The sequence below is a fragment of the Pseudomonas sp. Root329 genome (assembly GCF_001424925.1).
In the GTDB taxonomy this organism is placed as follows: domain Bacteria; phylum Pseudomonadota; class Gammaproteobacteria; order Pseudomonadales; family Pseudomonadaceae; genus Aquipseudomonas; species Aquipseudomonas arabinosi.
This window is the reverse complement of sequence record NZ_LMCV01000034.1, coordinates 533412-555307: the sequence shown is the minus strand read 5'-3', so window position 1 is coordinate 555307 and position 21896 is coordinate 533412. Positions and strand designations below refer to the sequence as shown.

Sequence of the window (21896 nt, the reverse complement as noted above, 5' to 3'; positions counted from 1 at the left end):
AGAAAAAAACGTACCATTTGCGGTCCTTCTTGAGTGTTGACGTGTGAACCTTCACGACGCAGTGCACTCGGACGGTCTCGCCCGCTACAACGCCCTTGGGCCGCGGGATACCTGTTGATGACCCCGTTGATAACCCAGAGCCCCGCCTCATGCCCTTGCTCGAAACACCCTTCGCCCGACTCGACCTGATCCGCCAGCCCGAACAGCAGAATGAACCGCTGCAGGCGTTTGATGCCGCAGACGAATACCTGCTCACCCATCTGGCTGACCAACAGCCCTCGGCCGACACTCGGGTTTTGGTGCTCAACGACAGCTTTGGCGCATTGGCCGCCAGCCTGGCGGGCAAAGTTCAAGTGACCAGCAGCGGCGACTCGTTCCTGGCCTTTCAGGGGTTGGAAAAGAATTTGATCCGTAATGGCCAGGCGTTTGATGCGGTGCCAAGCGTACCGGCCAGCGAAGCCTTTTCAGGCCCTTTCGACCGGGTACTGATCCGGGTCCCGAAAACCCTCGCCTTGCTGGAAGAACAACTGATTCGCTTGCAGGGTCAACTGGCGCCGGGGGCCCAGGTGATTGCTGCGGCGATGATCAAGCATTTGCCCCGCGCCGCGGGCGATCTGCTGGAACGCTACATCGGCCCGGTGCAAGCCTCGTTGGCGGTGAAGAAGGCTCGGCTATTGGTCGCGACCGCTGAAGTCAAAGCGCCTGTCGTGTCCCCCTACCCGACCCGCTATCGACTCGACGCACCTGAGATCGAATTGCTGAATCACGCCAATGTGTTCTGCCGCGAAGGCCTGGACATCGGCACGCGAGCGTTTTTGCCGCACCTGCCAAAGAACCTCGGCTCAGCGCGGGTTGCCGACCTCGGTTGTGGCAACGGGGTTTTGGCCATCGCCAGCGCCCTGCAAAACCCCGACGCCCACTACACGCTCGTGGACGAATCGTTCATGGCCGTGCAATCGGCAGCCGAAAACTGGCGCGCGGCGCTGGGTGATCGGGAAGTGCTTGTACGTGCTGGTGATGGGTTGGCGGGTCAGGAACCTCAGTCTCTGGACGTGGTGTTGTGCAACCCACCGTTTCACCAACAACAAGTCGTCGGTGACTTCCTGGCCTGGCGCATGTTCCAGCAGGCCCGAGAGGCTCTGGTCGTCGGCGGCGCGTTGTACATCGTCGGCAACCGTCATCTGGGTTATCACAGCAAGCTCGCGCGGTTGTTCCGCGGCGTCGAGCAAGTGGCGGCCACACCCAAGTTCGTGATCCTTAAAGCCCGAAAATAATCCAAGGCAAAAAAAACCCTCCTGCAATTGGAGGGTTGTAAATCCGTGCCACAAGGCAACGGGATGGGATCAGGTGCAAAAAATCAGTGGGTCGTCAGGCCCGCGGCATTCATGAACATGCGCATCAGGCTGGCCACGATGAACAGCGCCACCACGCTGCCGGTCCAGATCATCGCCAGCCAGCCGAGTCGCTGCCAGAGCGGCTTTTTCTCTGCTGCTTCGATTTCCTGCAAGGAATGTTTACCCGCCTTCATCGCAATCTCCTCTGAAGAAATGGCGCAGGTATCAGCCCTGCGCCACTGTCGCGCGTTCTAGTGATAGCCATCTTCGTGGGTGACCTTGCCGCGGAACACGTAGTAGCTCCAGAAGGTGTAACCCAGGATGAACGGGATGATGAACAGCGTGCCCACCAGCATGAAGCCCTGGCTTTGCGGCGGTGCGGCGGCGTCCCAGATCGAGATCGACGGCGGCACGATGTTCGGCCACAGGCTGATACCCAAACCACTGTAGCCGAGGAAGATCAGCACCAGCGTCAGCAGGAATGGCGTGTAGTGCGCATTGCGAGCCACCGCTCGGATCAGACCGTACATGGTCACCAGCACCAGAATCGGCACCGGCAGGAACCAGAACAGGTTCGGCAGGGTGAACCAGCGAGCGGCAATCTCGGCGTGGGCCAGCGGGGTCCAGATGCTGACGATACCGATCACTGCCAACACCACGAAAGCCAGCGGTCGAGCCAGGTCATGCATCTGCTCCTGCAACTTGCCTTCGGTCTTCATGATCAGCCAGGTGCAACCGAGCAGCGCATAAGCCACCACCAGCGCCACGCCGCAGAACAGGGTGAACGGCGTCAACCAGTCCAGTGAGCCACCGGCAAATTGGCGATTGACCACCGGCAACCCATCAATGAACGCACCCAACGCCACGCCCTGGAAAAAGGTGGCGGCGACCGAGCCACCGATGAACGCCTTGTCCCAGAGATGGCGCTTGTCGTCCCTGGCCTTGAAGCGGAACTCGAAGGCCACGCCGCGGAAGATCAGCCCTATCAGCATAAAAATCAGCGGCAGGTACAACGCCGAGAGCACCACCGAATAGGCCAGCGGGAAGGCCCCGAACAACGCGGCGCCACCCAGTACCAGCCAGGTTTCGTTACCGTCCCAGACCGGCGCGACAGTGTTCATCATCACGTCACGATCGGTCTTGCCTGGAATGAACGGGAAGAGAATCCCGATCCCCAGGTCGAAGCCGTCCATGACCACGTACATCATGATGCCGAAGATGATGATCACGGCCCAGATCAGCGGAAGATCAATACCCATGAGTCAAATCTCCTTGGTCAGGCTGGGGCTGTGGTCGCTATCACCGTTGTCATCGGCGGCGGACATCGGACGGGCCGGCGTGCGTTTCCGGCCAGGACCACCCTCATTGGTTTCCTTGCCTTCGTCGATCTTCGGCCCTTTGCGCACCAAGCGCATCATGTAGCCCAGACCGGCACCGAACAGCGCGAAATAGACCACGACGAACATGATCAACGTGATGCTCATCTGCATGAAGCTGTGATTGGAGGACGCATCTGCCGTGCGCATCAGGCCGTAGACCACCCACGGCTGACGGCCGATTTCAGTGGTGAACCAACCGGCGAGGATCGCGATCAGGCCGGACGGCCCCATCCACAACGCCAGGTACAGGAACGGCCGCGAGGTATACAGCTTGTCGCGTTTGCGCAGCCACAGGCTCCACAAACCGGTGAAGATCATCAGGAAGCCGAGCCCGACCATGACCCGGAACGACCAGAACACGATGGTCGAATTCGGCCGGTCTTCAGGCGGGAATTCCTTGAGTGCCGGGACCTGTTTGTCCAACGAGTGCGTGAGGATCAGGCTACCCAGATACGGAATCTCTACCGCGAATTTGGTCTTCTCGGCTTTCATGTCCGGCCAGCCAAACAGGATTAGCGGAGTCGGTTCATCACCGACGTTTTCCCAGTGACCTTCAATCGCGGCGATTTTCGCCGGCTGATGCTCAAGCGTATTCAGCCCGTGGAAGTCACCGATGACCGCTTGAATCGGCGCCACGATCAAGGCCATCCACATGGCCATCGAGAGCATGGTGCGGATCGCCGGGTTGTCTTTGCCACGCAGCAAATGCCAGGCCGCCGAGGAGCCGACGAAGAAGGCCGTCGCAACGAACGCCGCCGTCGCCATGTGCATCAGGCGGTACGGGAACGACGGGTTGAAGATTACCGCCAGCCAGTCCACCGGAATCACCTGGCCGTTGACGATTTCGTAGCCTTGCGGCGTCTGCATCCAGCTGTTGGAAGCGAGAATCCAGAAGGTCGATATCAGTGTGCCGATGGCGACCATGACCGTGGCGAAGAAGTGCAGATTGCGCCCGACCTTGTTCCAGCCGAACAGCATGACACCGAGGAAACCGGCTTCGAGGAAGAAAGCGGTGAGTACTTCGTACGTCAGCAGCGGCCCGGTCACCGAGCCGGCAAAGTCCGAGAAACGGCTCCAGTTGGTGCCGAACTGATAGGCCATGACGAGTCCGGAGACCACACCCATGCCAAAGTTGACGGCAAAGATCTTCGACCAGAAGTGGTACAGATCGCGGTACGTGTCGTTATGGGTTTTCAGCCACAGGCCTTCGAGCACCGCCAGGTAACTCGCCAGGCCAATGGTGATGGCGGGAAATAGAATGTGAAACGAAATGGTGAACGCGAACTGCATCCGGGCGAGATCAAGTGCCTCCAAACCGAACATAAGTCTTCCTCTGTCAGGTAATACCGGCTGAAGGCTTGTGGCCTACACCCACTGCCCCCACGGATATGGAGTGTGGCGAATTTGAATTCGTTCTTTTTTTACAAACATCACAACGTAGGGAGTCTGGCCATCTGGCCGCCGGATCAATTCCACGAGCGGTCTTGATCTGGATCAAGCAACGTTAAAAGAGTAGTCCCATTTTTGACGATGGACGGTGTGGTCTTTTGCCGCGTGACAGGTTGCCTCACCGATGCGGGCCAGGCATATCGGTGTCTAGCTAACGAAATTTCCCAGCCCTGCAACTTTTCGTTACAGCTTGGTGATAATCTCGACCCTCCCTCGCTCAAGACCGGCCCTCAGATGCCCAGCCAAGCGCCCTTGCTGTTACGTCATCACCGCCCATTTATCGCGTTTTGGCTGGCTCGGGTGTTTACCGCCAGCGGTTTCCAGATGCTCACGGTAGCCATTGGCTGGAACCTCTACCAACTGACCGGCAATGTGCTCGACCTGGGCCTGGTCGGTCTGGTGGAGTTTGCCCCGCGAGTGCTGTTCATGCTGCACACCGGGCATGTCGCGGACCGCTATGACCGGCGCAAGGTCGCGGCTATCTGTCAGTCCCTGCAAGCATTGATCGCCCTGTCGCTGGCCATCGGCAGCGCGACCGACAATGTCACCCGGGAGATGATCTTCATCCTCGCATTCCTGCTCGGTGCCGCCCGTTCCTTCGAGATGCCGACCACCCAGGCCCTGTTGCCGAGCATCGTGCCCAGCGCACTGTTCCCCCGCGCCGTCGCTGCCGCCCAATCCGCACAGCAATCGGCGACTATCGTTGCCCCGGCCCTCGGTGGGCTGCTTTACGCCTTCGGCAGCGTCTGGGTCTACGGCCCGACGGTGATCCTCTACATCATCGCCTGCCTGCTGATGCTCAACCTGCCTGCACGGCAGACACCGCTGAACAAGGGCAAGGCAACCCTGGATTCGCTGCTGGCGGGCATCCGCTTCATTCGCAGTCGTCCGGACATTCTCGGGGCGATTTCTCTGGATCTGTTTGCGGTATTGCTCGGTGGCGCGACGGCGTTGCTGCCGGTGTTCGCCAAGGACATCCTGCTGACCGGCCCTTGGGGTCTGGGCCTTTTGCGTTCGGCACCGGCGGTGGGTGCGCTGCTGATGTCGCTGTACCTGGCGAGATTTGCCGTGGAACGCAACGTCGGACGGGTCATGTTCACCGCAGTGGGTGTATTCGGTGTCGCGACCATTGCGTTCGGCCTGTCGACCTCGTTCTGGTTTTCCCTGGCGGTGTTGGTGGTGTTGGGCGCGGCGGACATGATCAGCATGGTGATCCGCGCCTCCTTCGTGCAACTGGAAACCCCGGATGAAATGCGCGGCCGGGTCAGTGCCGTGAACGGTCTGTTCATCGGCGCTTCGAACCAGTTGGGCGAGTTTGAATCCGGCTTGACCGCCCACTGGTTCGGCACCGTGCCGGCCGTGGTCATGGGCGGTATTGGCACATTGGTGGTGACCGGGGCGTGGATCAAACTGTTCCCGACCCTGGCTAACCGCGATCAAATGCATGTGCCGGTGGAAGAAGTGAAGGCGTGAAGCAGTTGCCGATCACACTTTTACCGAGCAGGTGCAATACATAGATAGTGCATCAGGTGTAATGTATCGCCTTACACTTGACCCATGATCAAATCCTTTCAGCACAAAGGCCTTCGTGGCTTCTATGAAACAGGTTCGACTCGTGGGATCCGCGCAGACCATGCGAAGCGTCTGTCTCGAATGCTTCAGTTCATGGACCGCGCAACGCTACCTGGAGACCTGGACCTTCCGGGATGGCGATTACATCCACTCAAGGGAGAGTTGACCGAATATTGGTCACTGAGCGTTTCGGGGAACTGGCGAGTTATTTTTCGTTTTATCGGTTCAGACATCGAACTGGTCGACTATCTGGACTACCACTGACAGGAGGCAGGACATGCCCATGCACAACCCGCCACACCCTGGCGAAGCCCTTTTGATGGATGTATTGCCTGAACTGGGCATCAGCGTCACAGAGCTGGCCCGGCACCTGCGATTTGCGCGCCCGCATCTATCGCGAGTGCTGCATGGCCATGCGCCGATCAGTCCTGATTTGGCGGTGCGCCTGGAGCGGGCCGGAATTGGTAAGGCCAGAATGTGGCTAGGTGTTCAGACCGACTACGATCTTTGGCAAGCGGAGCAGCGTGAGCAACCGGTCATCGAACCCATTGCCGTCCACGCCTGACACTCTCTAAACCACCAACTCCCCCGCCACCGCCGCTCGCCTGGCTTTACCGCAGAGTTGTTCCACCAGCGTCAGGGCGAATTGCAGCGCCGCCCCTGAACCTTGGGCAGTGATGCAGTTGCCATCGACCACCACCGGTTGATCGACGAAGTTGCACCCCAACAGTTGATGGCTGGCCGATGGCAGGCAGGTCATGCGCCGCTGACGCAGTACGCCAAAGGCTTGCAGCGCCAGCGCCGGGGCCTCGGCGATGCCGGCGAACAGGCGCCCGGCCGCCACCTGATCCTTGATCAATTGTTGCAGGGGTTGATGCGCCGCCAGATGTTGCGCCCCCACGGCACCGCCGGGCAGGACGATCAGGTCGAACGGCTGTGCCAGCACGTCCACCAGCATCGCATCGGACGTCACTCGGGTGCCGCGCGCGCAGGTGAGCATGCGCCGCCCCTCGATGCTGGCCACCACCACTTCAACCTTGGCACGGCGCAGCACATCGATCAGGGTCACTGCTTGCAGGTCATCGATGCCCTCGGCGAGGGTAATCAGAGCTCTAAAGGTCATGGGCACAGTCCACTGGATGATCTTTAAAGCGTAGTCAGCTTTCCTGACCCTTGTTCGAGCCCGCCGTTACTTGATGTAAAGCTGCGTCGACAGCGTATTGCCGGGCGCGTTGATCGACGTGTTGCTGAAGGTGAACGTGCCTTCCTGTTTACCCGCCAGATCGAAGACATACAGATAGCCGACGGTTTTTTTCCCGACGGTGCAATCGGTCAGATTACCGTTATCAAACGCACAGACCGGCGTCCGGGTGCCGTTCACCTCAAAACCGTCCAGCCCGACATGCGCGCTACGACCGTAACCGACTTCCAGCACGTAGACCTTGATGTTCGGTCCGCTGTGATTGCAGCGGGTTTGTTCTTGCCCCTGAGCGATGTCTTCAAAGCCGCAGGCCGGCGACTCGACCTTGAGTACCTTCACCTGACTCAGCGGCGCCGCCGATGCGGCCGAGGCGGTGTGTGCCCCCAGGAACATGGCGATCGACACTCCGAATACGGCAATCAGACGTTTATTCATGCAATACATAAGTACCCCCAAAACCAGCGCGCAGTATGGCGCACTTGGCTTTTCCGCAAAACATCGACGACGATCGCAGCCATAAGCAGCCATAGCCCCACGCTGCTGGTATGATGCGCGGCTTTTTCCGACCCACAGAAAATTACCAGGCGCCTGCAGCGGTCTGTGCTTTGCTGTTGAGGTCGATACATTCACGGCGCCTGGCGCGCCACGGGGAGCAGACATGCTGGAAAGGCTGTTTCAACTCAAGGCACATAACACCAACGTGCGGACCGAGATTCTGGCGGGCTTCACGACCTTTTTGGCCATGGCCTACATTCTGTTCGTCAACCCGAGCATCCTCGGCGAGACCGGCATGGACAAGGGCGCGGTGTTCGTCGCCACGTGTCTGGCAGCCGCCATCGGCTCCACGGTAATGGGCCTGATCGCCAACTACCCGATCGCTCTCGCGCCGGGCATGGGCTTGAATGCCTTCTTCACTTACACCGTGGTCCTGCACATGGGCCACACCTGGCAAGTGGCGCTGGGAGCAGTGTTCATCTCGGCGGTGATGTTTTTCCTGTTGTCGATCTTCCGCATTCGCGAATGGATCATCAACAGCATCCCACTGGCGCTACGCTCGGCGATTGCCGCTGGTATCGGACTGTTCCTGGCCCTGATCGCCCTGCATAACGCGGGCATCGTGGTGAGCAACCCGGCCACCATGGTCGGCCTCGGCGATTTGAAACAACCGGCCCCAATCCTCGCGACCCTCGGCTTTGCCCTGATCGTGGCGCTCGAAGCGCTTAAAGTGCGCGGCGCGGTACTGATCGGCATTCTGACGGTGACCATCGTTTCGATCGTGATGGGCTTCTCCCCGTTCGGCGGCGTCATGTCGATGCCACCGTCCCTGGCCCCGACCTTCCTGCAACTGGACATCAAGGGCGCCCTGGACATCGGTCTGGTCAGCGTGATCTTCGCCTTCCTGTTCGTGGATCTGTTCGACAACTCCGGCACCCTGATCGGCGTCGCCAAGCGCGCCGGCCTGATGGGCAAGGACGGCCACATGCCGAAAATGGGCCGCGCCCTGATCGCCGACAGTACCGCGGCCATGGCCGGTTCGCTGCTGGGCACCTCGACCACCACCAGCTACATCGAGTCCGCAGCCGGCGTGAGTGCCGGTGGCCGCACCGGCCTGACCGCTGTTGTCGTGGCGATTCTGTTCCTGTTGGCGCTGTTCTTCTCGCCATTGGCGGCCAGCGTTCCACCCTTTGCTACCGCGCCTGCACTGCTGTTCGTCGCAGTATTGATGACATCCGGCCTGGCCGAAATAGACTGGGACGACATCACCGTCGCCGCACCGGTCGTGGTCACTGCTCTGGCCATGCCGTTCACTTATTCCATCGCCAACGGCATCGCCTTCGGTTTCATCTCCTGGACCGCAATCAAGTTGCTGTCCGGCCGCGGCCGTGAGCTGAACTCGGCACTGGTGATTCTGTCGATTCTGTTCGTGATCAAGTTGGGTTGGTTCAACGCATGACTTTTGATTCCCAGGCTTACGCCGTTCAGCTCGAAGAGAAGGTCACGCGCCTGCGTGACCTGTTGGCCCCGTTCGGTGCGCCAGAACCTGCGGTATTCGACTCGCCGCTGAAAAACTTCCGCCTGCGCGCCGAATTCCGCTTGTGGCGCGAAGCCGGCGAGCGTCACTACGCGATGTTTTCCCAGGAAGACAAACGCACGCCGATCCTGATCGAAGAGTTCCCGATCGCCAGCCTGCGCATCAACGAGTTGATGCCGCAGCTGAAAGCGGCATGGCAAGCCAGTGCAGCCCTGAGCCACAAGCTGTTTCAGGTGGAGTTCCTGACCACCCTGGCCGGCGATGCGATGATCACGCTGTGCTATCACCGCCCGCTGGACGAGCACTGGCATGCGGCGGCGTCGAAACTGGCCGCCGACCTGAACGTCAGCATCATCGGTCGTTCCAAGGGCAAACGCGAAGTGATCGGCCTCGATTACGTGGTCGAGCAGATGGACGTCGGCGGTCGCACCTTCAGCTATCGCCAGCCGGAAGGCGCGTTCACCCAGCCCAACGGCACCGTGAACCAGAAGATGCTCAACTGGGCTTACGACTCACTCGGCGATCGCTCCGACGATTTGCTGGAGCTGTATTGCGGCAACGGCAACTTCACCTTGCCGCTCGCGACGCGCGTACGCAAAGTGCTGGCCACCGAAATCAGCAAAGCGTCGGTCAATGCCGCGTTGAGCAATCTCAGCGAAAACGCTGTGGATAACGTCACCCTGGTGCGCTTGTCCGCCGAGGAGCTGACCGAAGCCCTGAACGAAGTTCGTCCGTTCCGTCGTCTGCACGGTATCGATCTGAAGAGCTACGCGTTCGGTAGCGTCTTCGTCGATCCGCCTCGCGCCGGCATGGATCCGGACACCTGCGAGCTGACCCGTCGCTTCGACAACATCCTCTACATCTCCTGCAACCCGGAAACCCTGGCGGCCAACATCGCCCAGTTGCACGACACCCATCGCATCACCCGATGCGCAATGTTCGACCAGTTCCCGTGGACCCACCACATGGAATCCGGGGTGTTGTTGACCCGTCGTTGATTGCCGTTGGCAGAAACAAATCAGCCGTCATCACGACGGCTTTTTTGTGCGTGCTTAAAGGGTGATATCTGTCTTGCGCGGACGCCCGCCCTTACGGCCATTGGCCCGCGCGGCCTCAGCCTTGGCGGCACTGCTTTGGCGACCATTGCGTGAGGCGATGACCGAAGCAGCCATGTCCATCAGCGGCTTGCTGGCCGAAACCATCCCGGCGATGGAGACCTGCAGATCCTTGCCCTCGTGGCAGAGGGCTGTCCCGGAGAAGCCGACTTTCAGGTCTGCGAAATCCTCGACGTCGAAATCATCGAACTCCGGATAGTGCTGCACGGGCAACAGCACGCCACTGCCATCAATGAAATTGACCGCCAGGCACGGTTCCACAAAGGTCACCGAAGTCGCCCGCAGACCACCTTTGTGGCGCACTTGGCCACGCTGGATGGCTTCATCCAGCACGGCTTCGGTTACGGGCCGATCCACCAACATTTTTGCTGTTATCGTTTTCATAGTTCGATCTCCACGCCCTCCGGAACGCCCATCAGCGCCAGTAGGGTCTTGTTCGTCTCGGGCTCATAGCAAGCCGAGCCAATCATGCAGGTCGTACTGGCGACCCTTTTTACCACCACGACTTCGCTGGTTTGCCAGTCCCATATCTGATGATCGAGGCAGACCGTGTGCAGCTTGTCCCACCAGATACACCGAGCGCGGCGCAAATGTGCGGGTTGTCCGAGCGCGTGACGCAACCCTTCCAGCACCGCCACAGGTGGCCTGCGAGAATGAGGAACCACGTCCCACAGCTCGACACTGTTGTGCCAGAAGCTGAATTTGAAGCGCGCACTCCAGGTTCCGGCATCCACATGTGCATGCGGCGGGCAGTGCTCGTCGCGCAACATGATCACCATTGAAAACCCTTTGTAGCTGAATAATCTCATGCTAACCCATCCGTTAGGTTAATGAGCCCGAAGACCCGACATTCCCTGGAAAATCCGATAACTGGCGCTGAGCTTTCGATCAGCCATCCGCCATTGAGCCTAGTGCTCAGGCTCTTATCAGGCCGGCGGATAACGGCGCAAATTGGTAAGCAATCCTTTCACCGCCTCCACAAAAATGATGGTGAAATCGGCACGGGCCAAGTAAACCACCGTCTCGACAATTTCATTTACAGTGGCGAAATTCAGTCCTTCATTTGATCCTCGGTGTAATCAATCATGCAGCGACAATTCGACGATCTTCAGCTGGGCAGCATCGAACTGTTTTGTCTGGCTGCCGAGGCTGGCAGCTTTACCGCCGCCGCGCTGGTGGCTGGCGTGACGCCCGCAGCCGTGAGCCGCTCGGTATCGCGCATGGAGGAACGCCTGGGCGTGCGGTTGTTTGCCCGCACCACCCGCAGCGTCAAACTGACCGACAGTGGTCGGCGGTATTACGAGGAATGTCGTCAGGCGCTGGCGCAACTGGTCGAGGCCCAGCGCGAGGTCATGGGCCAGCAGCAACAGCCTTCCGGCACCTTGCGCATCAGCATTCCCACCACCTATGCCCATCACCGGATTCTGCCGCTGTTGCCGGCATTTCGAGCTCGCTTTCCGGCGGTGAAGGTCGAGTCGCACATCAGCAATCGCAACATCGATTTCGTCGGTGAAGGCTATGACATGGCGATTCGCGTACGGGCGATTCCGGATTCCGGCCTGATCGCCCGACAGTTGGAAGACGCCCCGCTGGTGATGATTGCCAGTCCTGACTACCTGAAGCACGCGGGCGTTCCACAAACGCTGGATGATCTTAAACAGCACGAGTGCATCCAGTACGAATTGCCTAGCAGCGGTCGGCGGATTGCCTGGCTGTTCAACGACAATGGCGTGCATCGGGAGATTCTGGCCGAGGGCAATCTCAGTTGTTCCGACGACGTACTGGGCGGCGTGACCCTGGCCAAACACGGGGCGGGACTGTTCCAGACCTATCGCTTCATCGTCGAAAACGAACTGGCCGATGGCTCGCTGGTGGAAGTGCTCAAGCCTTATGGTGGGCGCTCGCGACCGTTCACCCTGCTCTACCCGCAAACTCGCCATATGCCGTTGCGATTGAGGGCGTTTATCGATTTTCTGGTGGAGCATCTGCCCCGCTGAAAAGCCGAAACCGTCCGATCACCGCACACATTAACCCTGAGAACCGCCTCTACAATTGACCAAATTAACCAGCTAGTACAATTTATCCCCACAGGCTGAAACCCTCGGCCAATGCCAAAAACAATAAGTGGAGATACCCCGATGCCCCCTATCGTTCTGGTGCTCAACGGCCCGAATCTGAACCTGCTCGGCACCCGTGAACCGGCGACTTACGGCCACGAAACACTGGCCGACATCTCAGCCTTGTGCGGTCGTGCCGCCGAAGAGTTCGGCCTGGCGGTGGAATTTCGCCAGACCAATCATGAAGGCGAATTGCTCGACTGGATTCACGCCGCGCGCGGCCGTTGCGCCGGGATCGTCATCAACCCGGCCGCCTGGACCCACACCTCGGTCGCGATCCGCGATGCGTTGGTCGCCAGCGAATTGCCGGTGATCGAAGTCCACCTGTCCAACGTTCATGCCCGCGAGCCCTTCCGCCACCACTCTTTTGTTTCGGCCATCGCCACGGCGGTGATGGCCGGTTTCGGTAGCCACGGCTATCGTCTGGCGCTGGAGCATTTCAGCCAACGTTTGAAGGGGTGAACGCCGTGACTCAGACCAACGCTGTGCTGGCCGGACTGATCGGCGCCGGCATCCAGGCTTCTCGCACCCCGGCATTGCACGAGCATGAAGGCGATGCCCAGGGCTTGCGTTACCTCTATCGCCTGATTGATCTGGACCCGTTGAAACTCAACAGCAGTGCCCTGCCCGAGCTGTTGATGGCCGCCGAGCGGATGAACTTCACCGGCCTGAACATCACCTTTCCGTGCAAGCAGACGATCATCCCGCTGCTCGACGAGTTGTCACCAGAGGCCCGAGGCATTGGGGCGGTGAACACGGTCGTGCTGAAGGACGGTAAACGCATCGGCCACAACACCGATTGCCTGGGGTTCGCCGAGGGTTTTCGTCGAGGCTTGAAGGGCGTTGCCCTTGAGCGCGTCGTACAAATGGGCGCCGGTGGCGCTGGCGCGGCAGTGGCCCATGCCCTATTGAGTGAAGGCGTACAGCTGCTGAACATTTTCGACGTGGAGATCAGCCGTGCCCAGAGCCTGGCGGACAATCTCAATCAACATTTCGGCGTCGGCCGGGCTGTGGCGGGCCATGACTTGCCGAGCACCCTGGCCCAGGCTGACGGTCTGGTAAACACCACCCCCATGGGCATGAAAAAACTGCCGGGCATGCCAGTGCCGGTTGAGCTGCTTCGAGGTGAGTTGTGGGTGGCGGAGATTGTTTACTTCCCGCTGGAAACCGAACTGCTGCGCAACGCCCGCGCGTTGGGTTGCCGCACGCTGGATGGCGGCAACATGGCCGTGTTTCAGGCGGTGAAGGCGTTTGAATTGTTCAGCGGCGTAGTGCCGGATGCGCAGCGGATGCTGGAACATTTTCAGAGCATGAATGGCTGAACGGATGTGGCGAGGGGGCAATCCCCTCACCCCACATCAGGCCTGCAGATAGCGCAAAACCGACTCGCAAATCATCTCGCGATGACGCTGCTTGATGCTTTCGTCCGGCAAGTCGACCTGAAAAATCTCACCGAAGGTATGGCGGTTCGACACACGATAGAAGCAGAACGAGCTGATCAGCAGATGCACATCCAACGGCTCGAGCCCCGCGCGGAACACGCCTTCCTCAGCACCGCGACGCAAAATCTCGCCCAGTGAATCGAGGATGGTGTTGTTCATCGCCTTGATCGCATCGGAGCGCTTCACGTATTCAGCGTTGTGAATGTTCTCGATGCTGACAATCCGCACAAAGTCGACGTTGCGATCATGGTGGTCGAAAGTGAATTCCACCAGCCGCCGAATAGCCTCGACCGGAGCCAGTTCGGTCAGGTGCAGACGGTTTTCGGTGCTGCGGATATCGCCGTAGAGTTTCTCCAGCACCTCGATGTAGAGCTGTTCCTTACTGCCGAAGTAGTAATAGATCATGCGTTTTGAGGTGTGGATGCGCTCGGCAATCGCATCGACGCGAGCGCCGGAAAGTCCCTGCTGGACGAACTCGACAATCGCCTCTTGAAGGATGTTCTCGCGGGTCTTTTCCGGGTTGTTCTTGCGACTCTTGCGCGGCTCGACAATCGGCTCGTCGGGCGCTGCGGAGAGTTCTGAAGTTATCGTCATTGCGGGCTCACGGCCATCACTGCACAGGTTGGCGATTATGGGCCGCGCCGCACAGTGAAGGAAGCCGTGCGGCGGCGGTTTGTACCCGTGTTTACGATTTTCCTACAACTTTGCCTGACGTACGGCACCACTTCGAGACTTGGCCATCGCCGCCAGTCGCACCGCAACGTTGGCGGCGCCGTAACCTGCGTAACCGTTCTTGCGTTGGATGATCTCGAAGAAGAAGCGTCCTTCAAACGGCTCGGTATACACATGGAACAGCTCGCCACCCAGGGCATCGCGGTCGTAGAGCACGTTGTAATAGGCCAGTTCGCTGAGGAACTCGTCGTCGAAATCGAACCGCGCGGCGAGGTCATCGTAGTAATTGAGCGGGATATCCAGCAGCGGTACGCCCGCCTCCTTGGCCCGGCTGACTTCGGCAAAGATGTCGTCGCAATCGAAGGCGATGTGATGCACGCCGGAGCCGCGATAACTCGACAGCGCGTGTGAGATCGCGGTGTTGCGGTTCTCGGAAATGTTCAGCGGCAAGCGGATCGAACTGTCCCGGCTGCGCAGCGCCCGACTCTTTACCAGACCGTACGGGTCAGGCAGCACTACTTCATCGTCGGCTTCGAAATCCAGCAGGCTTTTATAGAACAGCACCCAACTGTCGAGGCTGTCGGCCGGCAGCGCCATGGCCATGTGGTCGATGCGCTTGAGGCCGCCACTGGCCATGGCGGCGGGTTGCAGATTGAAGTCGGTGCCGTAGACATCGGCGTCCTGGTCCACCAGATAAATCAGACTGCCATCCGGCGCGCGCACCGCGGCGAGTTCCAGTTCATTGGGGCCAACCAGCCCGCGATACGGCTGACCTTTATAGGCCACGGCCCGGGCCAGCGCACTGGCGCTGTCCTTGACCCGCACGGCAGTGGCGCACAGCGAGGGGCCGTGAGCTTCGAAAAAACTGTGGGCGAACGAGTAAGGCTCGGAGTTGAGGATCAGGTTGATATCACCCTGACGCAGCAGGCTCACGCTCTTGGAGCGATGCTGGCCGGCCTTGACGAAACCCAGCCGTTCCAGCCAATGGGACAGCTTGGCGCCAAGGCTTTCGTCCACGGCGAATTCAAGAAACTCGATGCCGTTGTACTCGCTGGCCTGGGGCGTCTCGAACAGAATGTCGACAGTGGCCGGTGGCGTGGCTTCCTGCGCCAGACGTTCGCGGGTTTTCTCTTCCAGGTACAGCAACGAGCGCAAACCGTCGGCGGCATTGGCCCGTGGCGGCGCGGCGCGGAAGCCGTCATTGAAGATCTCCAGCGACAACGGCCCGGTATAACCGCTCTTGATGATCGGCGTGAGGAAACCCGGCAGATCGAATTCGCCCTGGCCCGGGAAACAGCGGAAATGCCGGCTCCACTCCAGCACGTCCATGGCCAGGATCGGCGCGTCGGCCATTTGTACGAAGAAAATCTTGTCGCCGGGAATCTCGGCAATCGCGCTCGGATCCCCCTTGAGCGACAGCGTGTGAAAGCTGTCCAGCAATACGCCGAGGTTTGGGTGATCGGCCTGACGGACGATGTTCCACACCTGTTGATAAGTGTTCACGTGGCGGCCCCAGGCCAGCGCTTCGTAGCCGATCCGCAAACCACGAGCACCGGCGTGCTCGGCCAGCAGGCGCAAGTCGTCGATCAGAATCTGTTCGTCACCGATGGCGTCGGCCGAGGCGTTGCTGCACACCAGCACCAGGTCCGTGCCCAGTTCCTGCATCAGGTCGAACTTGCGCTCGGCCCGCTCCAGGTTGCGCGGCAGGCGGTCGCGGCGGCAGCCCTCGAAATCCCGAAAGGGCTGAAACAGCGTGATCGCGATCCCGAGATCGGCGCACATCTGTTTGATTTCCCGCGGACTGCCGTCGTAGTAGAGAAGGTCATTCTCGAAAATCTCCACCCCGTCGAAACCGGCGGCGGCGATGGCTTCAAGTTTTTCCGGCAGGGTACCGCTCAAGGACACGGTGGCAATGGAACGCTGCATATTTCGACTCCCGGTGGTGGAGACAGTCTTGTTATCGACATCGCACGCTTTCGCTTTTACGTAGGAGCTGGCGAAGCCTGCGATCTTTTGATCGTGATCTCTCGGTGATAGGTCCGACGGAAGATCAAGATCAAAAGATCGCAGCCTTCGGCAGCTCCTACAGGGACCGCGTTTTTGTTGAAGTGAATTATTGGCCGCAAGATTCCCCACAGCAATTCAAAGTGTACTACCCGGTTAGTTTTGCGTGCGATTATCGAACACAATGGCCCTTGGCGAATTGACGATTTTTCGTCCACTGCGCAACATCAGCACCACATTGGGTCCGGCCGTAAACAACAGGACCCGGTTACCAAAGACCCAGAACACCACATAAAAATAATCGGTGGCCTACATGACTCCTTCTCAAAGCTCTCCCGTGGAGCGTTCCTCCATGACTCCTGCCACTGGTGGCATCGGCGACAAGATCCGCGGCGCGATGGCGGTCGGCAAAACCCGTTGGGGCATGCTGGCGCTGGTGTTCTTCGCCACCACCCTGAACTACATCGACCGCGCCGCACTGGGCGTGATGCAGCCAATTCTCGCCAAGGAAATGAGCTGGACGGCGATGGACTACGCCAACATCAACTTCTGGTTCCAGGTCGGCTACGCCATCGGTTTCGTGCTGCAAGGCCGGTTGATCGATCGGGTCGGCGTCAAGCGCGTGTTCTTCTTCGCCGTGCTGCTCTGGAGCCTGGCGACCGGCGCCCATGGCCTGGCCACGTCGGCCGTCGGCTTCATGGTCTGCCGATTCATTCTGGGTCTGACGGAAGCCGCCAACTACCCGGCGTGCGTGAAGACCACCCGGTTGTGGTTCCCGGCCGGCGAACGCGCCGTGGCCACCGGCATCTTCAACGCCGGGACCAACGTCGGTGCGATGTTCACCCCCATGTTGTTGCCGCTGATCCTGCATGTCTGGGGCTGGCAGGCCGCGTTCCTGTGCATGTCGTCACTGGGCGGGATCTGGTTGCTGTTCTGGGGCTTGAAGTACTTCAACCCGGAAGATCACCCGAGCGTTAAACAATCGGAACTGGATTACATCCAGAAGGAAGTAGAGCCGGAACAATCCCGCGTACCGTTCTCGAAAATCCTGCGCATGCGTGGCACCTGGGCCTTCGCCCTGGCTTACGCGATCACCGCGCCGGTGTTCTGGTTCTACCTCTACTGGCTGCCACCGTTCCTCAATCAGCAATACAACCTGGGGATCAACGTGACCCAAATGGGCATCCCGCTGATCATCATCTACCTCACTGCCGATTTCGGCAGCGTCGGCGGCGGGATCCTGTCCTCGTTCCTGATCGGCCGCGGCGTCAACCCGATCAAGGCGCGGCTGATGTCCATGTTCCTGTTCGCCTGCTGCATCGTCGGCGTGATCATGGCGGCGGGTTCGAGCAGTCTGTGGGTAGCGGTGTTCGCCATCTCCCTGGCCATCGGTGCACACCAGGCCTGGACTGCGAACATCTGGAGCCTGGTGATGGACTACACGCCTAAACACATGATGAGTACGGTGTTCGGCTTCGGTGGCATGTGCGCGGCCATCGGCGGGATGTTCATGACCCAGTTGGTCGGCCACATTCTGACGATCACCAACAACAACTACACCGTGCTGTTCACCATGATTCCGGCGATGTACTTCATCGCGCTGATCTGGATGTACTTCATGGCACCGCGCAAGATTCCGACCGTCACCCCGTAAAACCCTTCCCCCGGCAGGCCTGATTCCAGGCCTGCCCTGCTGCTCTCACCGACGACTCTGCTGCCAGGCTGCTGCCAACCCGCTGCAACAAATCACCGCGATCCCGACCACCGTGGTCAGGGTCGGTGTGTGAGAAAACAGCAACCAGCCCAGCAAACCGGCAAAGACAATTTGGCAATAACCGAACGGCGCCAACAACGCCGGGGCGGCATGGCGGAAGGCTTGCGTCAGAAACAAGTGAGCCGTCATCCCGCAGGCGCCCAGCGCCACCATCATGAACCCATGGCCCAGGCTGGGTACTTGCCAGAAGAATGGCACCAGCGCGCTCATCACCAAGGTGTTGCACAGCCCGGCGAAGAAGTTGCTGGTGGTCGGGCTGTCGATGTTGCTGAGCTTGCGGGTGAGCAACTGATAGAAGCAGAAAAACAGCGCCGAGCAGAGCGGCAGCAACACCGCCGGGGTAAAGAGTTCTCCGCCGGGATGGACGATGATCAACACGCCGATGAATCCACAAATCACTGCAATCCACTGGCCACGCGTGACGTGCTCGCGAAGCAGTGGCACCGACAGCGCAGTCACCAGAACCGGCGCGAGAAAGTTGACCGCAGTGGCTTCAGCCAAGGGGATGTACTGTAAGCCGGTGGTGAAAAAAAGACTGGTGCCCAACAGGCACAACGCCCGCAATAGCTGAAGTAACGGCCGTTTGGTTCGTAGGACACCCAGCCCGGATTGCGGCAGAAAAATCCCGGCCATCAGTAAGGTGTGAACCACATACCGGGCCCAGACCACCATGACGATGGGGTAAAAGCCCGAGAGGTATTTCGACAAGGCGTCGTGACTGGAAAACAGGAAGGTCGCAACGACGATCAGCAGAATCCCTTTGAAGGGTTGGTTTACGCCGGAGAGCGGAGTGCTGACAGTCATTCGGTATCCCTTGTGTTTTGCAGCAACTATTTAAAAGCATCCCTTACAGCCGCGCTAACAACTCATGGGTTTTACTCAACGCCATCCGCGCCCGCTGCAACCCGCTCACGCCTTGCTCAAGCAACTTCACGGTGGGGATCTCCAGGCTCAACGGAATATCGGCCGGTAAACACTGCAACAACCCCGCCAGATCACAATCGCCATCGCCCGGAAAACGCCGCTCGTTACGGGCCTGGCGCAGAATTTCCGCCATGTCCTTCGGCCGTGGCCCGGCAACGTCGCACAGCTGGACATACCGTAACCGTGACGGGGCAACTCTGGCCAGATCTTCCAGCCGCGAAGCCGAACGGTCGAAGTGAAAGGCATCCACTAACACCGCACCGTTTTCACGCCCCGCGTTTTCAACGATGCGCACCGCCTGTTCGAGATTGCGTGCATTGGTCCACGGCATGAATTCCAAATGCGGATGAAGCCCGTAAGGTGCCGCCAGATCACACAGCCGAGCGAAGTTATCGGTGAGCCGCTGTTCGTCAGCATCGTTACCGGCCACCAGCAATTCACTGGCACCGAATTCGGCACCGACCGCCAGAATTTTCTCGAAATCGGCGACGACGGTTTCCGGTTTAAGGCGCAGGATTTCGACATCCAACACACGAATGCCGGTATCGCGCAGTCGCGCCAATGTCCTGCGCCGTAACCCGACATCGGCGACCAGCGCAAAGTGGTGTTCTTCAGGCGTCGCAGGCTCCAACCGTAATCCGACATGACTGTAACCAGCCTGTGCTGCCACTTCGACCATCTCCGGTGGTGACAATTCCAGCACTGTCAGGCTGGCCAGGGAAAAGATCCGATCGTTCCTGTTCATGTTCAACCCTCGATCAAGGTCGGTGCGCAGGCACGGCCGGTTTCGGCAGCCTCGCGTATCGCTTCAATCAGCGCCAACGTGCGGGCGGCATCGGCGACGCTCACCAGCGGCTCGACTTCCCGACGCGCCACGCGCACGAAATGCTGCAACTGCAAACGCAGCGCTTCATCGGCGCTGAAGTTTTCCTGCACCGGCAGCAACGGTTGGTGCCACCCCCCATCGGTGTCGGCGTAGTGCCAACGCTTGAGTTGCGGAATGCTCAACGCACCACCGGTCCCGGCCAGCAGATAACACGGCTGATCGGCCTGACGTGGGTACACCGGGTTTTCCCCGGAATCCAGCTCCCAGCTCCAGGGCGCCGCGACCGCATCCGAACCGGTCAGGCTACCCAGCGCGCCGCTGTCGAATTGCAGCAACACCGCCGCGCAATCTTCGTTGGCAAACCCGCGCACCGCATTGCTGGTGATCGCCTGAACCTGCCGCACTTCGCCACACAAATGCCGAAGCAAATCGAGATCGTGAATCAGGTTGGTCAGCAACATTCCCGCGCCGGGTTCACGGCGCCAGGGCGTCTCGAAATAGCTGTCGGGTTTGCGCAACTGCCAGAGCGCGGTCACCGTCGTCAGCCGACCCAACGCGCCGCTCTGCACCAGTTCATGGGCGCGGACAATCAGCGGATTGTGCCGGCGATGATGACCGACCAGCACCGGAACGCCCGTGGCTTTGGAAGCGGCGACCAGCTCGCGGACTTCATCCCTGTGCACGCCCACTGGTTTTTCCAGCAGGACCGGCACACCGACAGCGAGGCAATCGAGGGCGGTGCTGACGTGCAGCGTATTCGGGTTGGCGACGATCACCGCGTCTGGCTTCACCTGCTCCAACATCTGACGGTGATCAACGAAATACGCTACGCCCCATTCCGCCGCGAGGCCCGCGGCTTGCGGACCCGGATCGGCCACTGCGCACAAGGTCGCTTCCGTCAGCGACTTCAGATGCTGGTAGTGCTGCTGGCCCATGTTGCCAGCCCCGATCAGGGCAATACGCAGGGGTGAACTCATCGTGCGGTCCTCTTGTGATTATTGTTGGAAGAGCGAATTCCAATAATTTAGAACCTGGTTCCAGATTCTTACACGCGTATGGACTGAAAGTGTTCGAACAGCGCACAGCTTCGTATGGCTAAACACAAATCAAATGTGGGAGTGTGTGACGCCTGAATTAACTGAACAGCTCAGACGCCAGACTGGCTGCCGACAGCTCCTCGGTAAACGTCAACAACAGCGGCGCCAACTCATGCAGTCGCGCGCCCGGCATCCGCGCGCTGGGCCCGGCGATGCTCAGCACACCGATGACTCGACCATCACTCGGATGTCGCACCACCGCAGCAATCGCCGAAGTGCCCACCGCCGAACTCTCCTCCACCCAGGCATAACCCTGCTCCCGCGCCATACGCAGGCGTTCCAGCAATTCGATGTTGGAACGCGGTGCATTCGGCCCGAGGTCCTTCGGCCGCTCGCCACCCTGCCGTTCGACCAGGGACAGCGCCTCGGCATCGCTCATACACGCCAGCCACGCATGCCCCGACGCGGTGTAAAACAACGGCGCATCGCGGCCCATGTCCGGGTCGTAGCGCAGGCCGGAACGGGCGCCCTGGGATTTGGCGATCCAGATCTGCCGCTCACCTTCAATCACCCCAAGCCGCACCAGCTCGCCGGTTTCCTGGGCGAGGCGATCAAGCACCGGCTGCACAATATCGGCGCCGCTGCCCGACAGGTAACGGAAACCCATGGCCACCAGTTTGGTCGACAGGTGATACCGCAGGTTCTCCGGATTCTGTCGCACATAACCCAGCCGAATCAGCTCGGCGAGCAACCGGTGGGTCGCGCTTTTGGGAATATCCAGTTGCTCCGCCAGCGTCTGCATCGGCAGGCCACGAGGGTCACTGGTGAGGCTTTCAAGCACGCTGAAAACACGTTCGATCTGACTGCCGGCCATGGGAGGTTCCACACAAAATTTGTCCGATTCTAGAAGACAACCGACCGAATGCGAAATCTGGAACCCACTGTCCGATAACCGCCCGCTTTACCCGGTGAAAGATTGCCGAGCGCGATTACGCTCCTATATTTTCTGGAATCAAAT

23 protein-coding genes are annotated in these 21896 nt (G+C 59.7%); 10 read left to right on the top strand and 13 right to left on the bottom strand.

Annotated elements, in window-relative coordinates; translation table 11 throughout:
- The first annotated feature begins 149 nt into the window (after positions 1-149).
- The gene (locus ASC74_RS24305) at positions 150-1274 is read left to right on the top strand and encodes a methyltransferase (protein ID WP_056744663.1); all 1125 of its coding nucleotides are present in this window, start codon (positions 150-152) and stop codon (positions 1272-1274) included.
- Positions 1275-1357: 83 nt separating this feature from the next.
- Here the strand turns inward: ASC74_RS24305 and ASC74_RS31385 are convergent, their stop codons facing one another.
- The 3 genes from ASC74_RS31385 to ASC74_RS24295 are packed head-to-tail and all read right to left on the bottom strand — an operon-like array spanning position 1358 to position 4036.
- Positions 1358-1528, bottom strand: coding sequence for a DUF2474 domain-containing protein (locus ASC74_RS31385; protein ID WP_082555883.1), 171 nt, complete (start codon positions 1526-1528; stop codon positions 1358-1360).
- Between the two features lie 57 nt (positions 1529-1585).
- Positions 1586-2593, bottom strand: coding sequence for a cytochrome d ubiquinol oxidase subunit II (gene cydB / locus ASC74_RS24300; RefSeq protein WP_056744661.1), 1008 nt, complete (start codon positions 2591-2593; stop codon positions 1586-1588).
- 3 nt (positions 2594-2596) lie between these two features.
- A complete protein-coding gene (locus ASC74_RS24295; protein WP_056744658.1) occupies positions 2597-4036 on the bottom strand; it encodes a cytochrome ubiquinol oxidase subunit I in 1440 nt (479 codons plus the stop codon).
- 360 nt (positions 4037-4396) lie between these two features.
- Here ASC74_RS24295 and ASC74_RS24290 point away from each other — a divergent pair, with 360 nt between their 5' ends.
- The 3 genes from ASC74_RS24290 (at position 4397) to ASC74_RS24285 (ending at position 6299) form a co-directional block, all read left to right on the top strand.
- Positions 4397-5635, top strand: coding sequence for an MFS transporter (locus tag ASC74_RS24290; RefSeq protein WP_056744656.1), 1239 nt, complete (start codon positions 4397-4399; stop codon positions 5633-5635).
- An 84-nt stretch (positions 5636-5719) separates the two neighbouring features.
- On the top strand, positions 5720-5998 hold the full coding sequence (locus ASC74_RS31380) for a type II toxin-antitoxin system RelE/ParE family toxin (RefSeq protein ID WP_082555882.1): 279 nt from the start codon (positions 5720-5722) through the stop codon (positions 5996-5998).
- 13 nt (positions 5999-6011) lie between these two features.
- On the top strand, positions 6012-6299 hold the full coding sequence (locus ASC74_RS24285; protein WP_056744654.1) for a HigA family addiction module antitoxin: 288 nt from the start codon (positions 6012-6014) through the stop codon (positions 6297-6299).
- A 6-nt stretch (positions 6300-6305) separates the two neighbouring features.
- Here ASC74_RS24285 and ASC74_RS24280 read toward each other — a convergent pair whose 3' ends face one another.
- Entirely contained in the window at positions 6306-6857 is a 552-nt protein-coding gene (locus ASC74_RS24280; protein WP_056744652.1) for a DJ-1 family glyoxalase III, read from the bottom strand.
- A gap of 66 nt (positions 6858-6923) precedes the next feature.
- Positions 6924-7379, bottom strand: coding sequence for a DUF4879 domain-containing protein (locus ASC74_RS24275; RefSeq protein ID WP_056744650.1), 456 nt, complete (start codon positions 7377-7379; stop codon positions 6924-6926).
- A gap of 214 nt (positions 7380-7593) precedes the next feature.
- Between ASC74_RS24275 and ASC74_RS24270 the strand changes: the two genes are divergently transcribed.
- Positions 7594-8889, top strand: coding sequence for an NCS2 family permease (locus ASC74_RS24270; RefSeq protein ID WP_056744649.1), 1296 nt, complete (start codon positions 7594-7596; stop codon positions 8887-8889).
- Positions 8886-9965 (top strand): tRNA (uridine(54)-C5)-methyltransferase TrmA, encoded by a 1080-nt coding sequence (gene trmA, locus ASC74_RS24265; protein WP_056744647.1) that lies wholly within the window; start codon positions 8886-8888, stop codon positions 9963-9965. The genes ASC74_RS24270 and trmA overlap by 4 nt, the downstream gene beginning before the upstream one ends.
- 54 nt (positions 9966-10019) lie before the next feature.
- On the opposite strand, the gene ASC74_RS24260 is transcribed toward trmA, so the two are convergent.
- Positions 10020-10466: a DUF2442 domain-containing protein gene (locus ASC74_RS24260; protein WP_056744646.1), complete on the bottom strand. Its 447-nt coding sequence runs from the start codon at positions 10464-10466 to the stop codon at positions 10020-10022.
- Positions 10463-10891, bottom strand: a complete 429-nt coding sequence (locus ASC74_RS24255) for a hypothetical protein (RefSeq protein WP_056744643.1) — start codon at positions 10889-10891, stop codon at positions 10463-10465. The genes ASC74_RS24260 and ASC74_RS24255 overlap by 4 nt, the downstream gene beginning before the upstream one ends.
- Positions 10892-11167: 276 nt before the next feature.
- On the opposite strand from ASC74_RS24255, the gene ASC74_RS24250 reads away from it, so the two are divergent.
- From ASC74_RS24250 to ASC74_RS24240, 3 genes are all read left to right on the top strand, one after another.
- Positions 11168-12079: a LysR family transcriptional regulator gene (locus ASC74_RS24250; protein WP_056744642.1), complete on the top strand. Its 912-nt coding sequence runs from the start codon at positions 11168-11170 to the stop codon at positions 12077-12079.
- Positions 12080-12220: 141 nt separating this feature from the next.
- Positions 12221-12661: a type II 3-dehydroquinate dehydratase gene (aroQ, locus tag ASC74_RS24245; RefSeq protein WP_008084592.1), complete on the top strand. Its 441-nt coding sequence runs from the start codon at positions 12221-12223 to the stop codon at positions 12659-12661.
- Between the two features lie 5 nt (positions 12662-12666).
- Complete coding sequence (locus ASC74_RS24240) at positions 12667-13521, top strand: shikimate dehydrogenase (RefSeq protein ID WP_056744701.1); 855 nt, start codon at positions 12667-12669, stop codon at positions 13519-13521.
- A 36-nt stretch (positions 13522-13557) separates the two neighbouring features.
- On the opposite strand, the gene ASC74_RS24235 is transcribed toward ASC74_RS24240, so the two are convergent.
- Positions 13558-14235, bottom strand: a complete 678-nt coding sequence (locus ASC74_RS24235; protein ID WP_056744640.1) for a TetR/AcrR family transcriptional regulator — start codon at positions 14233-14235, stop codon at positions 13558-13560.
- Between the two features lie 102 nt (positions 14236-14337).
- The gene (gene quiC, locus ASC74_RS24230) at positions 14338-16239 is read right to left on the bottom strand and encodes a 3-dehydroshikimate dehydratase QuiC (protein ID WP_056744638.1); all 1902 of its coding nucleotides are present in this window, start codon (positions 16237-16239) and stop codon (positions 14338-14340) included.
- A gap of 430 nt (positions 16240-16669) precedes the next feature.
- Here quiC and ASC74_RS24225 point away from each other — a divergent pair, with 430 nt between their 5' ends.
- Positions 16670-17971 carry an MFS transporter gene (locus ASC74_RS24225; protein ID WP_236713333.1) on the top strand — a complete coding sequence of 434 codons (1302 nt, stop codon included), beginning with the start codon at positions 16670-16672 and terminating at the stop codon, positions 17969-17971.
- Between the two features lie 45 nt (positions 17972-18016).
- Here the strand turns inward: ASC74_RS24225 and ASC74_RS24220 are convergent, their stop codons facing one another.
- The 4 genes from ASC74_RS24220 to ASC74_RS24205 form a co-directional block, all read right to left on the bottom strand.
- Positions 18017-18895 (bottom strand): DMT family transporter, encoded by an 879-nt coding sequence (locus ASC74_RS24220; protein WP_056744635.1) that lies wholly within the window; start codon positions 18893-18895, stop codon positions 18017-18019.
- Between the two features lie 43 nt (positions 18896-18938).
- A complete protein-coding gene (locus ASC74_RS24215) occupies positions 18939-19760 on the bottom strand; it encodes a sugar phosphate isomerase/epimerase family protein (RefSeq protein WP_056744634.1) in 822 nt (273 codons plus the stop codon).
- Positions 19761-19762: 2 nt separating this feature from the next.
- Positions 19763-20818: a Gfo/Idh/MocA family protein gene (locus tag ASC74_RS24210; protein WP_056744632.1), complete on the bottom strand. Its 1056-nt coding sequence runs from the start codon at positions 20816-20818 to the stop codon at positions 19763-19765.
- A gap of 157 nt (positions 20819-20975) precedes the next feature.
- Positions 20976-21752 (bottom strand): IclR family transcriptional regulator, encoded by a 777-nt coding sequence (locus ASC74_RS24205; RefSeq protein WP_046048747.1) that lies wholly within the window; start codon positions 21750-21752, stop codon positions 20976-20978.
- Positions 21753-21896 lie beyond the last annotated feature (144 nt).

Excerpts from the sequence above, each read along its gene's own strand:
- aroQ (WP_008084592.1), top strand. The coding sequence starts at position 12,221 with ATGCCCCCTATCGTTCTGGTGCTCAACGGCCCGAATCTGAACCTGCTC.
- ASC74_RS24235 (WP_056744640.1), bottom strand. The coding sequence starts at position 14,235 with ATGACGATAACTTCAGAACTCTCCGCAGCGCCCGACGAGCCGATTGTC.
- ASC74_RS24210 (WP_056744632.1), bottom strand. The coding sequence starts at position 20,818 with ATGAGTTCACCCCTGCGTATTGCCCTGATCGGGGCTGGCAACATGGGC.
- ASC74_RS24270 (WP_056744649.1), top strand. The coding sequence starts at position 7,594 with ATGCTGGAAAGGCTGTTTCAACTCAAGGCACATAACACCAACGTGCGG.
- ASC74_RS31385 (WP_082555883.1), bottom strand. The coding sequence starts at position 1,528 with ATGAAGGCGGGTAAACATTCCTTGCAGGAAATCGAAGCAGCAGAGAAA.
- ASC74_RS24225 (WP_236713333.1), top strand. The coding sequence starts at position 16,670 with ATGACTCCTGCCACTGGTGGCATCGGCGACAAGATCCGCGGCGCGATG.
- ASC74_RS24290 (WP_056744656.1), top strand. The coding sequence starts at position 4,397 with ATGCCCAGCCAAGCGCCCTTGCTGTTACGTCATCACCGCCCATTTATC.
- ASC74_RS24215 (WP_056744634.1), bottom strand. The coding sequence starts at position 19,760 with ATGAACAGGAACGATCGGATCTTTTCCCTGGCCAGCCTGACAGTGCTG.
- ASC74_RS24250 (WP_056744642.1), top strand. The coding sequence starts at position 11,168 with ATGCAGCGACAATTCGACGATCTTCAGCTGGGCAGCATCGAACTGTTT.
- quiC (WP_056744638.1), bottom strand. The coding sequence starts at position 16,239 with ATGCAGCGTTCCATTGCCACCGTGTCCTTGAGCGGTACCCTGCCGGAA.
- ASC74_RS24220 (WP_056744635.1), bottom strand. The coding sequence starts at position 18,895 with ATGACTGTCAGCACTCCGCTCTCCGGCGTAAACCAACCCTTCAAAGGG.
- ASC74_RS24275 (WP_056744650.1), bottom strand. The coding sequence starts at position 7,379 with ATGTATTGCATGAATAAACGTCTGATTGCCGTATTCGGAGTGTCGATC.
- ASC74_RS24260 (WP_056744646.1), bottom strand. The coding sequence starts at position 10,466 with ATGAAAACGATAACAGCAAAAATGTTGGTGGATCGGCCCGTAACCGAA.
- ASC74_RS24295 (WP_056744658.1), bottom strand. The coding sequence starts at position 4,036 with ATGTTCGGTTTGGAGGCACTTGATCTCGCCCGGATGCAGTTCGCGTTC.
- ASC74_RS24305 (WP_056744663.1), top strand. The coding sequence starts at position 150 with ATGCCCTTGCTCGAAACACCCTTCGCCCGACTCGACCTGATCCGCCAG.
- ASC74_RS24205 (WP_046048747.1), bottom strand. The coding sequence starts at position 21,752 with ATGGCCGGCAGTCAGATCGAACGTGTTTTCAGCGTGCTTGAAAGCCTC.
- ASC74_RS24285 (WP_056744654.1), top strand. The coding sequence starts at position 6,012 with ATGCCCATGCACAACCCGCCACACCCTGGCGAAGCCCTTTTGATGGAT.
- ASC74_RS24280 (WP_056744652.1), bottom strand. The coding sequence starts at position 6,857 with ATGACCTTTAGAGCTCTGATTACCCTCGCCGAGGGCATCGATGACCTG.
- cydB (WP_056744661.1), bottom strand. The coding sequence starts at position 2,593 with ATGGGTATTGATCTTCCGCTGATCTGGGCCGTGATCATCATCTTCGGC.
- trmA (WP_056744647.1), top strand. The coding sequence starts at position 8,886 with ATGACTTTTGATTCCCAGGCTTACGCCGTTCAGCTCGAAGAGAAGGTC.
- ASC74_RS31380 (WP_082555882.1), top strand. The coding sequence starts at position 5,720 with ATGATCAAATCCTTTCAGCACAAAGGCCTTCGTGGCTTCTATGAAACA.
- ASC74_RS24255 (WP_056744643.1), bottom strand. The coding sequence starts at position 10,891 with ATGAGATTATTCAGCTACAAAGGGTTTTCAATGGTGATCATGTTGCGC.